This is a genomic window from Kitasatospora sp. NPDC097643 (assembly GCF_040302625.1).
Lineage (GTDB): Bacteria > Actinomycetota > Actinomycetes > Streptomycetales > Streptomycetaceae > Kitasatospora.
In genome coordinates, this window is record NZ_JBEOSA010000084.1 from 1 (window position 1) to 12088 (window position 12088).

General features: G+C 72.8%; 10 protein-coding genes. 7 read left to right on the forward strand and 3 right to left on the reverse strand.

Annotated features, from left to right (window positions below; all coding sequences use genetic code 11):
- Positions 1–278 precede the first annotated feature (278 nt).
- The 4 genes from ABTY15_RS35305 (at position 279) to ABTY15_RS35320 (ending at position 4892) form a co-directional block, all read left to right on the forward strand.
- A complete protein-coding gene (locus tag ABTY15_RS35305; RefSeq protein WP_350604967.1) occupies positions 279–2867 on the forward strand; it encodes an ATP-binding protein in 2589 nt (862 codons plus the stop codon).
- 101 nt (positions 2868–2968) lie between these two features.
- Positions 2969–3649, forward strand: a complete 681-nt coding sequence (locus ABTY15_RS35310) for a response regulator (RefSeq protein WP_033351413.1) — start codon at positions 2969–2971, stop codon at positions 3647–3649.
- 65 nt (positions 3650–3714) lie between these two features.
- Positions 3715–4122, forward strand: coding sequence for an OB-fold nucleic acid binding domain-containing protein (locus ABTY15_RS35315; protein WP_350604970.1), 408 nt, complete (start codon positions 3715–3717; stop codon positions 4120–4122).
- A gap of 2 nt (positions 4123–4124) precedes the next feature.
- On the forward strand, positions 4125–4892 hold the full coding sequence (locus ABTY15_RS35320; protein ID WP_350604973.1) for a DUF3159 domain-containing protein: 768 nt from the start codon (positions 4125–4127) through the stop codon (positions 4890–4892).
- An 88-nt stretch (positions 4893–4980) separates the two neighbouring features.
- Here ABTY15_RS35320 and ABTY15_RS35325 read toward each other — a convergent pair whose 3' ends face one another.
- Both ABTY15_RS35325 and ABTY15_RS35330 read right to left on the reverse strand, forming a co-directional pair.
- A complete protein-coding gene (locus tag ABTY15_RS35325; protein WP_350604976.1) occupies positions 4981–5652 on the reverse strand; it encodes a potassium channel family protein in 672 nt (223 codons plus the stop codon).
- Complete coding sequence (locus tag ABTY15_RS35330; protein WP_350604979.1) at positions 5652–6320, reverse strand: potassium channel family protein; 669 nt, start codon at positions 6318–6320, stop codon at positions 5652–5654. The genes ABTY15_RS35325 and ABTY15_RS35330 overlap by 1 nt, the downstream gene beginning before the upstream one ends.
- 236 nt (positions 6321–6556) lie before the next feature.
- Here ABTY15_RS35330 and ABTY15_RS35335 point away from each other — a divergent pair, with 236 nt between their 5' ends.
- Positions 6557–8632 carry an APC family permease gene (locus ABTY15_RS35335; protein WP_502893663.1) on the forward strand — a complete coding sequence of 692 codons (2076 nt, stop codon included), beginning with the start codon at positions 6557–6559 and terminating at the stop codon, positions 8630–8632.
- Between the two features lie 380 nt (positions 8633–9012).
- A complete protein-coding gene (locus ABTY15_RS35340) occupies positions 9013–10359 on the forward strand; it encodes a class I SAM-dependent RNA methyltransferase (RefSeq protein ID WP_350605029.1) in 1347 nt (448 codons plus the stop codon).
- A gap of 97 nt (positions 10360–10456) precedes the next feature.
- Here the strand turns inward: ABTY15_RS35340 and ABTY15_RS35345 are convergent, their stop codons facing one another.
- A complete protein-coding gene (locus tag ABTY15_RS35345; RefSeq protein WP_350604984.1) occupies positions 10457–10654 on the reverse strand; it encodes a hypothetical protein in 198 nt (65 codons plus the stop codon).
- Positions 10655–10990: 336 nt separating this feature from the next.
- On the opposite strand from ABTY15_RS35345, the gene ABTY15_RS35350 reads away from it, so the two are divergent.
- Positions 10991–11953 (forward strand): LysR family transcriptional regulator, encoded by a 963-nt coding sequence (locus ABTY15_RS35350; RefSeq protein WP_350604986.1) that lies wholly within the window; start codon positions 10991–10993, stop codon positions 11951–11953.
- Positions 11954–12088 lie beyond the last annotated feature (135 nt).

Consider the following 12088-nt stretch of genomic DNA (forward strand, 5'->3'; position numbering starts at 1 on the left):
GGGGGACCCTGTGGGAGAGTAGGACGCCGCCGAACAATCATTCACAAAGAACCCCCGCCGGGGATACCGGCGGGGGTTCTTTGCATTTCCGGGGAATGCGAGGCACGGCGGGCCGGCGGAGCCGCCGACACGCCCAGGACGCCGTCAATATGCCGCTAAAACGCCATGATCAGTGCACTGATCAGCGGAAAATCGCTGCTCACGCCGTAGTCTCGAAGGCGGGGGGAACAGGTGTCCGGGGGTGGCTCCCGGACTGAGCCGGATCAAGAATGGTGCTCATGGGACGAGGCAGGCTGCGCATCTACCTCGGGGCGGCCCCCGGGGTCGGCAAGACGTACGCCATGCTCGCCGAGGCGCACCGGCGGCTGGAGCGTGGCACGGACGTCGTGGTGGCGTTCGTGGAGGACCACGGTCGGCGGCACACGGCGTCGCTGGTCGAGGGGCTGGAGGTGGTGCCGCGCCGGACGCTGGCCCACCGGGGCGCGGTGTTCACCGAGCTGGACCTGGACGCCGTCCTGGCCCGCTGCCCGCAGGTGGCGCTGGTGGACGAGCTGGCGCACACCAACGTCCCCGGCTGCCGCAACGAGAAGCGCTGGCAGGACGTGGAGGAGCTGCTGGCGGCCGGGATCGACGTCATCTCCACCGTGAACATCCAGCACCTGGAGTCGCTCGGCGACGTCGTCGAGGGCATCACCGGGGTACGGCAGCGGGAGACCGTCCCGGACGAGGTGGTCCGGCGGGCCGACCAGATCGAGCTGGTCGACATGTCCCCGCAGGCGTTGCGGCGCCGCCTCGCGCACGGCAACGTGTACGCGCCGGAGAAGATCGACGCCGCCCTCGCCAACTACTTCCGCCCGGGCAACCTGACCGCGCTGCGCGAGCTGGCGCTGCTGTGGACCGCCGACCGGGCAGACGAGTACCTCCAGAAGTACCGGGCCGAGCAGGGCATCGAGGGCACCTGGCAGGCCCGGGAGCGGATCGTGGTGGGCCTGACCGGCGGGCCGGAGGGGGCGACGCTGATCCGCCGCGCGGCCCGGATCGCGGCCCGCGGCTCGGGCGGCGAACTGCTCGCCGTCCACATCTCCCGCTCGGACGGGCTCGCGGGCTCCGGCTCCTCGCAGACGCTGATCGAGCAGCGGGCGCTGGTGGAGAGCCTGGGCGGTTCCTTCCACTCCGTCCTGGGGGACGACCCGGCGGCCGGGCTGCTGGACTTCGCCCGGGGCGTGAACGCGACCCAGATCGTGCTCGGCACCAGCCGTCGCCCCGCCTGGCAGTACGTCTACGGGCCGGGCGTCGGCACCACGGTCACCCGGGACTCCGGGGACATCGACGTCCACATGGTCACCCACGAGCACGCCGCCAAGGGCCGCGGCCGGGTCCCGGTCCGCAGGATCACCGACCTGGGGCGGGCCCGGACGGTGGCCGGCTGGCTGATCGGGCTGGCGGGCCCGCCGCTGCTGGCGGTCGTGCTGACCGCGATCGGCGGGCTCGGCCTCTCCACCGACATGCTGCTGTTCCTGTCGCTGACGGTCTGCGCGGCGCTGGTCGGCGGGCTGCTGCCGGCGATCGCCTCGGCGCTGGTCGGCTCCTCGGTGCTGAACTACTACTTCACCCCGCCGATCCACACCTTCACCATCAACGAGCCGCAGAACATCATGGCGGTGGCGATCTTCACCGTCGTCGGCATCTCGGTCGCCTCCGTGGTGGACCTGGCGGCCCGGCGCACCCACCAGGCGGCCCGCAGCCAGACCGAGGCGCAGACGCTCAGCGCGCTGGCCGGCACGGTGCTGCGCGGCGTGCCGAACGGGGACGGGGTGCTGACCGCCCTGATGGAGCAGGTCCGGGAGACCTTCGGGCAGGAGAGCGCCGCCCTGCTGGAGCGCCCCGACCCGCTGGGCGCCTGGGTGCCGGTGGCCGTCGCCGGGCCGCACCCGCCGGAGCGGCCCGAGGAGGCCGACGTGGACGTTCCGGTCGGCGACAGCCTGGCGCTGGTGCTGCGCGGGCGCGTGCTGCCCGGCGCGGACCGTCGGCTGCTCGGGGCGTTCGCCGCCCAGTCCGCCGTGGTGCTGGAGCGCCGCCGGCTGGCCCGGGAGGCCGCCGCGGCCCGCCGGGAGGCCGAGGGCAACCGGATCCGCACCGCTCTGCTGGCCGCCGTCTCGCACGACCTGCGCACCCCGCTGGCGGGCATCAAGGCCTCCGTCACCTCGCTGCGCTCGGCCGACGTCGAGTGGGACCCGGAGGACGAGACGGAACTGCTGGCCGGGATCGAGGCCGGGGCCGACCGGCTCGACCACCTGATCAACAACCTGCTCGACATGAGCCGGCTGCAGACCGGCACCGTCACCCCGCTGATCCAGGAGACCGACCTGGACGAGGTGGTGCCGTTCGCCCTCGGCGGGGTGCCGCCGGGGGCCGTGCGGCTCGACGTCCCGGAGACGCTGCCGATGATCCGGGCCGACGGCGGCCTGCTGGAGCGCTCGCTGGCCAACCTGGTCGAGAACGCCGTCAAGTACAGCCCGAACGGCGTCAAGGTGCTGGTCAAGGCGGACGCGCTGGCGCCGGCGGGCGGGCCGGGCCGGGTCGAGCTGCGGATCGTCGACCGCGGCCCGGGCGTGCCCGAGGAGGCCAAGGAGCGGATCTTCGCGCCGTTCCAGCGCTACGGGGACGCGCCGCGCGGCGCCGGGGTGGGCCTCGGGCTCGCGGTGGCGCGCGGTTTCGTCGAGGCGATGGACGGCACCGTCACCGCCGAGGACACCCCCGGCGGCGGCCTCACCATGGTCGTCAGCCTGCCGGCCGTCGAGCGGCCCCCCGAACCGGCCGGGCCGGCCGGTGACGGGCACGACCCGTCGAACCGGCTGATCACATGAGCGTCCCCGGCGGCGCCCGGTCCGTCGGCCCGCACCCGCTGGCCCCCAGTCCGCAAGTCCGACAGTCCGCAAGTCCGACAGCCCTGAAAGGCGGAGCCCGTATGACCCGGGTCCTCGTCGTGGACGACGAACCGCAGATCGTCCGCGCGCTGGTGATCAACCTCAAGGCCCGAAAGTACGAGGTCGACGCGGCCCATGACGGCGCGAGCGCGCTGGAACTGGCGGCCGCCCGGCACCCGGATGTCGTCGTCCTCGACCTGGGCCTGCCCGACATGGACGGCGTCGAGGTGATCCGCGGCCTGCGCGGCTGGACCCGGGTGCCGATCATCGTGCTGTCCGCCCGGCACGCCTCCGACGAGAAGGTCGAGGCGCTGGACGCCGGCGCGGACGACTACGTCACGAAGCCGTTCGGGATGGACGAGCTGCTGGCCCGGATGCGGGCCGCCGTGCGCCGCGCCGAGCCGGTGGCCGGCGAGGACGACTCGCTGGTCGTCACGGAGAGCTTCACCGTCGACCTCGCCGCCAAGAAGGTCAACCGGGACGGCACCGACGTCCGCCTCACCCCGACCGAGTGGCACCTGCTGGAGGTACTGGTCCGCAACGCCGGCCGGCTGGTCAGCCAGACCCAGCTGCTCCAGGAGGTGTGGGGCCCCGCCTACCGCACCGAGACCAACTACCTGCGGGTCTACCTCGCCCAGCTGCGCCGCAAGCTGGAGCGAGACCCCTCGCACCCGCGCCACTTCATCACCGAACCGGGCATGGGCTACCGCTTCGAGAGCTGACGGTCGGGGCCCCGGCGGCCGCACGACCTGCCGCCGGGGGCCCGAAAACCGGTAGCCTTTCCGACATGAGTGGTGACAACAGCAGCGATCAGCCGCAGGGCCGCTTCCGGCGGATGCTCAGCCGGCTGACCTCGTCGGCCGAGGAGCTCCAGGCCGAGGAGCTGCGCCAGGAGAGCGCGGCGCAGTCGGGCTGCACGCCGATCGCCGGGTGCGGCGACCGCGAGCTGGTCACCGTGGCGGGCACCCTGCGCACGGTGACGCTCCGCCCGCGGGCCGGGGTGCCCGCGCTGGAGGCCGAACTCTTCGACGGCACCGAGGCGCTGGACATGGTCTGGCTCGGCCGCCGCTCGATCGCGGGGATAGAACCGGGCCGCCGCCTCGTCGCCAGCGGCCGGATCAGCCACGCACGCGGGCGCCGCGTGCTGTTCAACCCCCGCTACGAGCTGCGTCCGGTCGGACACGGGAGCGAATGAGCGTGAGCAATCAGCCCGGCGGCGAGTCCGCCGCCCAGCTCGACCTGGCCAAGCCCGTGGACGACGGGGTGTACGGCTCCGGCGACGGCTCCACCGAGGCCGACGAGGCCGCCCGGCGGGCGGCCGCCTCCAAGGAGGCCGCCGACACCGTCCTGAAGGCCTTCGGCGGCGTCCGAGGCATGGTCGACATGACGCTGCCCGGCCTGGTCTTCATCGTCACCTACAACATCACCCACCAGGTGAGCGCGGCCGGCTGGGCCGCGCTCGGCCTGTGCGGGGTGTTCGTGGTGCTGCGGCTGTTCCGGCGGGAGACCGTCCAGCACGCCTTCAGCGGGGTGTTCGGCGTCGGCCTCGGCGTCTGGATCTCGATGAAGAGCGGCCGCGCCGAGGACTTCTACCTGCCCGGCCTGCTCTGGAACGTCGGCTACTGCCTCGCGTTCGCCGTCTCCGCGCTGATCCGCTGGCCGATGATCGGCCTGATGCTGGGCCCGATCACCGGGGAGATGTTCACCTGGCGCAAGGAGAACCCGGGCCGCTTCGCCGCCTACACCAAGGCGACCTGGGCCTGGGTGGTGATCATGGGCATCAAGCCGGTGATCCTCTTCCCGCTGTACTTCACCCACAACGTCAACCTGCTGGGCTGGCTGAAGGTCGCCCTCGGCATCCCGCCGATGCTGCTGGCGATGTACGTGACCTGGCAGATCCTGCTGAAGGCGCCGCCGCCGATCAAGGCGCAGCTGGAGGACGACGACGAGGAACCGGCGAAGTAGCCGGGGATCCGGCGGAGCCGCCGGAGCCGCGCAACGGCGAAGGGCCCGCACCCACCAGGGGTGCGGGCCCTTCGGCGTCGGGCCGGTGCTACTGGGCGCCGGAGCCGGCCGACAGCAGCTGCTCCAGCTCCTCCTCGCGCTCCTGCGCGGCGACGAAGAGCAGCTCGTCGCCGCCCTCCAGGGTGTCGTCCTTGCCCGGCACCAGCACCCGGCCCTCGCGGATGATGCTCACCAGCGCGGTGTCCTGCGGCCAGGCGACGTCGCCCACCCGGGTGCCGACCAGCTCGGTGTCCGCGGCCAGGGTCAGCTCGACCAGGTTGGCGTTGCCCTGGCTGAAGCGCATCAGGCGGACCAGGTCGCCGACGCTGACCGCCTCCTCGACCAGGGCGGACATCAGACGCGGGGTGGACACGGCCACGTCCACGCCCCAGGACTCGTTGAAGAGCCACTCGTTCTTCGGGTTGTTCACCCGGGCGACCACCCGCGGCACCGCGTACTCGGTCTTGGCGAGCAGCGACACCACCAGGTTGACCTTGTCGTCACCGGTCGCGGCGATCACCACGTGGCAGCGCTGCAACGCCGCCTCGTCCAGCGAGGTGATCTCGCAGGCGTCGGCCAGCAGCCACTCCGCCATCGGCACCCGCTCCACCGAGATGGAGTTGGGGTTCTTGTCTATCAGCAGGACCTCGTGCCCGTTCTCCAGCAGCTCGCCCGCGATCGAGCGGCCCACGGCACCGGCCCCGGCAATGGCGACCCGCATCAGTGACCCTCCTCCTTCGGCCCCTGCGCGAACGCGGCCTCGACCGCCGTCAGGTCGCCCCGGCGCAGCATCACGTGCACCAGGTCGCCCTCCTGCACCACCATCTGGGGCGTGGGCAGGACGCCCTCGCCGAGCCGGGTGACGAACGCCACCCGGGCGCCGGAGGACTCCTCCAGCAGGGCGAGGCGGTGGCCGACCCAGCGCGGGTCGTACGCGACCTCGGCCAGCTGCACGCCGCCGCTCGGGTCCTGCCACAGCGGCTCGGCGCCACTCGGCAGCAGCCGGCGCAGCATCTGGTCGGCGGTCCAGCGGACCGTCGCGACGGTCGGGATGCCCAGGCGCTGGTAGACCTCGGCGCGGCGGGGGTCGTAGATCCGGGCCGCGACGTTCTCCACGCCGAAGTTCTCCCGGGCCACCCGCGCGGCGATGATGTTGGAGTTGTCACCGCTGGAGACCGCGGCGAACGCGCCGGCCTCCTCGATGCCCGCCTCGCGCAGGGTGTCCTGGTCGAAGCCGACGCCGGTCACCCGGCGCCCGTTGAACCCGGCGCCGAGGCGGCGGAACGCCGTCGGGTCCTGGTCCACCACGGCCACCGAATGTCCCTGTTTCTCCAGGGCTCTGGCGAGGGCGGAGCCCACGCGGCCGCAGCCCATGATGACGATGTGCACCGGCGCTACCTCACCCGTCCCGTAGGGTTCTTGACCTGCGCAAACACCGTTCATCTCCGTTCCTCGCCCGGCGTTTCGGGGCGAGTTCTCTCGTGGGTCGCCGATCGGACAACCTGAGTGTTGCCCGCCGACTCGTATCCGACACGCTAGCCGGTCCACCGAACGCAGTCGCGACGAAGGGGGGGACAAACGGCGCAAGGGTTGCCGGGTAACCCCTACGATTCCTTAACGTGCCTATGCCGACTGACCTTCCGAAACGCATCCTGATCGGGCGTGCCCTGCACAGCGACAAGCTGGGCGAAACGCTTCTGCCCAAGCGGATCGCGCTGCCCGTCTTCGCCTCGGACGCGCTCTCCTCGGTCGCGTACGCGCCCGAGGAAATCCTGCTGACCCTGTCCGTGGCGGGTGTTTCGGCGATCCACTTCTCCTGGCAGATCGGCCTCGTCGTCGCCATCGTGATGCTCGCGGTGGTCGCCTCCTACCGGCAGAACGTGCACGCCTACCCCAGCGGTGGCGGCGACTACGAGGTCGCGACCGTCAACCACGGGCCGGGCGCCGGCCTCGTCGTGGCCAGCGCCCTGATGGTCGACTACGTGCTCACCGTGGCCGTCTCCACCACCTCGGGCGTCGCGAACGTGGTCTCCGCCGTTCCCTCCCTGCGCGGCCACGAGATGACCCTGTCCGTCATCGTGGTCGTCCTGCTCATGGGCATGAACCTGCGCGGCGTCCGGGAGTCCGGCACCGCCTTCGCCATCCCCACCTACGCCTTCATGATCGGCGTGATCGGGATGGTCGGGTACGGGGTGTTCCGGCACTTCGTGCTCGGCCAGGACATGCCCGCCGAGAGCTCCGGCTTCCAGCTCGAACCCACCCCCGGCAACGGGTCGCTGGCCGGGTTCGCCATGGTGTTCCTGCTGCTCAAGTCGTTCTCCTCCGGCTGCGCCGCGCTCACCGGCGTGGAGGCGATCTCCAACGGCGTGCCGGCCTTCCGCAAGCCCAAGAGCAAGAACGCGGCCACCACGCTGCTGATGATGGCCTCGATCGCCGTCGTGATGTTCATGGGCATCATCTGGCTGGCCCGGCTCACCGGCGTCCAGATGGCCGAGAACCCGGCCGAGCAGCTCGTCGGCTCCTCGCCCGACTACCACCAGAAGACCGCGCTCGCCCAGATCAGCGAGGCCGTCTTCAACAACTTCACGCCCGGCTTCTACTTCGTCGCCGCCGTCACCGGCCTGATCCTGGTGCTCGCCGCCAACACCGCCTTCAACGGCTTCCCGGTGCTCGGCTCGATCCTCGCCCAGGACCGCTACCTGCCGCGCCAGCTGCACACCCGCGGCGACCGGCTGGCCTTCTCCAACGGCATCATCCTGCTGGCGATCGCCGCGATCCTGTTCGTCATCGCCTTCGACGCCGACCCCAACCGGCTCATCCAGCTGTACATCGTCGGCGTCTTCGTGTCCTTCAACATGAGCCAGTCCGGCATGATCCGGCACTGGACCCGGCTGCTGCGCACCGAGACCGACCCGGCCAAGCGGCGCCACATGCAGCGCAGCCGGGCGATCAACACCTTCGGCCTGGTGATGACCATGGCCGTGCTGATCGTCGTCCTGGTCACCAAGATCGGCCACGCCTGGATCGCGATCGCCGCGATGGTCGTGCTGTTCGTGATGATGAGGGGCATCCGCCGCCACTACGACCGGGTCTCCGACGAGCTCACCGTCGCCGAGGAGGCGGACGACGTGGCGCTGCCCACCCGGGTGCACGCCATCGTGCTGGTCTCCAAGCTGCACAAGCCGGCGCTGCGCGCCCTCGCCTACGCCAGGCTCGCCCGCGCCCACACGCTGGAGGCCGTCACCGTCAACGTCGACCCGGAGGACACGGCGGCGCTGCGCCGGGAGTGGGACGAGCGCGGCATAGAGGTGCCGCTCAAGGTGCTGGACTCGCCGTTCCGCGAGATCACCGGGCCGGTCCTGGACTACGTGAAGAACCTGCGCCGCAGCAGCCCGCGCGACGTGGTGTCGGTCTACATCCCCGAGTACGTGGTCGGCCACTGGTACGAGCACCTGCTGCACAACCAGAGCGCGCTGCGGCTCAAGGGGCGGCTGCTGTTCAAGCCGGGCGTGATGGTCACCTCGGTGCCGTGGCAGCTGGAGTCCTCCGAACGGCGCCAGCCGCAGAAGGCCTGGTCGGCGCCGGGCGCCGTCCGGCGTGGCGAACCGCGGGCGCCGAAGGCCGTACAGTCGAAGGATTCCGCCGCCACCGGCGCGACGTCCGGTGCCACCTCCGACCGCAGCAAGGACTCCTCCCAGTGACCCGCAACACTCCGCCCCGCTCCTCGGGCTCCTCAGGCGCTTCCGGCAGGGGCGCCCGTCGGGGCGGCTCCCAGCCCGGGCAGGTCGCCCGGCCGCGCTGGGGCCGGCCGACCCGCCCGGAGGCCACCGACCGCGACGGACTCACCGCGCGCACCGCGCCGCTCGCCCCGGGCGAGCGGGCGGAGGCGGCGCCGGAGGCCGGGGCGGGCCGCGCTGGTCAGGCGGCTCCGAAGGCTGCCAAGGGCGCCAAGGCCGGCAAGGCTCCGAAGGGGGCCGCTGCCGGTAAGGGGGCCGGTGCCAAGGGCGACGCCGCTGGTAAGGGCGCGGGCGCCGGGAAGGGGAAGGCGCCGCGCAAGCAGGCCGTCCGGCCGCCGAAGGCGCTGCGCACCACGACCCGGGCGCCGCGGCCGGAGACGCCGTCCGGCGAGCCGCTGGCCGGGCAGCGCTACGAGGTCGAGGTCGGGCCGGTCGCGCACGGCGGCGGGCACTGCGTGGCCCGGCACGAGGGCCGGGTGCTGTTCGTCCGGCACGCGCTGCCCGGCGAGAAGGTCGTCGCGCTGGTCACCGAGGGCACCACCACCTCCCGCTTCCTGCGGGCCGACGCGGTGGAGGTGCTGGAACCCGCCAAGGAGCGGATCGCCCCGCCGTGCCCGTTCGCCGGGCCCGGCAAGTGCGGCGGCTGCGACTGGCAGCACGTCACCCCGGGCGGGCAGCGCAAGCTCAAGGCGCAGGTGCTGACCGAGCAGCTGGCGAAGCTGGCCGGGCTCACCCCCGACGAGGCGGGCTGGGACGGCAGCGTCGAGCCGGTCGGCGGCAAGCTGCCGGCCGGGCAGGTGCCCGCCTGGCGCACCCGCGTGCAGTACGCGGTGGACCGGGAGACCGGGAAGGTCGGCCTGCGCAAGCACCGCTCGCACGAGATCCAGCCGATCGACCGCTGCCTGATCGCCGCCGAGGGCGTCACCGAGCTGGGGATCGAGGCCCGTGACTGGCCGGGCGTCGCCACGGTCGAGGCGGTCGCCGCGACCGGCTCCTCGGACCGCCAGGTGGTGCTGACCCCGCAGCCGGGCGCCCAGCTGCCGCTGGTCGAGCTGGACAAGCCGGTGTCGATCGCCCGGGTGGACGAGCAGGGCGACGTGCACAAGGTGCACGGCCGCGGCTTCGTGCGCGAGCGGGCGGCCGGACGGACCTGGCGGGTCAGCAACGGCGGCTTCTGGCAGATCCACCCCGAGGCGCCGGACACCCTGGTGGACGCCGTGCTGGACGGGCTGGACCCGCAGTGGGGCGAGAACGCGCTCGACCTGTACTGCGGGGTCGGCCTGTTCGCGGGCGCGCTGGCCGACCGGGTCGGCGAGGAGGGCGCGGTGCTGGGCATCGAGTCCGCCAAGCAGGCCGTGGCCGATGCCCGGCACAACCTGGCCGCGCTGGACAACGTGCGGATCGAGTGCGACCGGGTCGAGACGCTGCTGCCGCGCACCGGCATCACCGCCACCGACCTGATCGTCCTGGACCCGCCGCGCTCGGGCGCCGGCCGCGAGACCGTCGCCCACCTGGTCGGCCTGGAGGCGCGCCGGATCGCCTACGTCGCCTGCGACCCGGCGGCGCTCGCCCGGGACCTGGCGTTCTTCCGCGAGGGCGGCTACCGGCCGGTGTCGCTGCGGGCCTTCGACCTGTTCCCGATGACGCACCACTTCGAGTGCGTGGCGATCCTGGAGCCGATCGGGGAGTGACCTGTCGGTAGCCCCGTCGCGTGCGGCAACGGCGAGGAGGCGGCACCCCGGACCTGCCCGGGGTTTGCCGCCTCCTCGCCGTTTCGGTGCCGGCCGCTCAGGGCTCGTTGTGCTCCTCTTCGTCGGCGCTGTGCGGCAGGTTGATCCCGTGCTGGGCGGCGAGCCGGATCAGCCCGGCGATCCGGCCCTCGTACGCCTGGACGCCGTCGGCGTCCCCCTCGGCCCGGGCCGCCGCGAGGTCGAGGCGGGCCTGGGCGAGCTGCTCGCGCAACTCCTGGTCGAACATGGCTGTCATTGCCGGCCTCCACACCGGTCGGTGCCGCTCCGCGGAATGCTCAGGAGAGTTCAGAGTCCCGGAAGGTGAAGAACTCTTCAAGTCTCGCTCGTTCCGGTCGGCGTGGTGCGGCTGCGCCGATCGGCGTGGTGCGGCCGCGGCGGGACGGCAATGGCTTGGCAAAGGCTTCCGCCGCGGGGTGATCTCGGCGTCGGACGGTCTTGACGAGGCAATTCGCGCGGCGCGAAGGTGAACGGCTGACATGTCATGTGTGCTGTTGCACATGGTCGGCGACGCCCGCCCGGCGGCCCTCGCCCGACGCTGTGGGCGGGGCCGGCCGCCGCGTGAGGGAGGGTCATGGAGCTGGAGCTGCGGCACCTGCGGGTGCTGTGCGCCATCGCCGACACCGGGAGCGTCGGCCGGGCCGCCGCCCTGCTCGGCGCCTCCCAGCCGGCGACCAGCACCCAACTGCGCCGGATCGAACGGCACTTGGGTGCCCCGCTGTTCGAGCGCACGGCTGCCGGGGTGACCCCGACCTGCTTCGGCGTCGAGGTGCTCGTCGCCGCCCGCGACCTGCTCAGCCGCGCGGACGGGCTGGGGCGCCGGCCCGAGGAGGAGGGCGGCCCCGCGCCCCGGCGGGACCTGCGGCTGGCCGCGACCATCTCGCCGATCCTGCCCGGGCTGGTCACCCGGGCCCGGCACCAGCAGCCCGAGCAGCGCTTCACGGTGAGCACCGTCTACCGCTCCTCGGACATCGTCGACCTGCTGGAGCGGGGGGAGGCGGACGTCGCGGTCGCCGTGGACTACCCCGGCCGGGAGCTGCGCCACTCACCGGCCGTCGCGCACCGCGGCATCGCCACCGAGCCGGCCTTCGTGCTGCTGCCGGCCGGTCACCGGCTGCGGCACCGGACCGAGGTCGCGCTCGTCGACCTGGCCGCCGAGGACTGGTTCCTGACCCCCGACGACGGGGCCGGCTGGCACCGGGTCTTCCTGGGCGCGTGCGCCGCGGCCGGCTTCACCCCGGCGAGGGTCCACGAGTACCTCGGGGGCCGGTTGGAGCTCCAGGAGATGGTCGCCGCGGGGCTGGGCATCTCGGTGGTCCAGGCCACCACCCGGCCGCTCGCGGAGGTGGTCGTCAAACCGCTGGCGGGCGCGCCGATCTGGTCCCGGCACGTGCTGGTCTGGCGGCCGGCCGGGGTGGGCGGCGAGGTGGTGGAGACCCTGTTCGGCGCGGCGACGGCGGCGTACCGGGACCTGATGGCCGCCTCGGCGCCGTTCCAGGCGTGGGCTGCGCGGACGTACCGTCCGACGCGTCCGTAGCCGGGCGTACCGCGGGGGTCGGGAGGGTGACGGTGTTATGGCGCGCGCCTGTCATGTCATATGACCTGTGACATTGTTCTGAGGGGTTGTCCGGTGTCAGGATCGCGTCCAATCCCCCTTGCCTCGGCTCGTCCC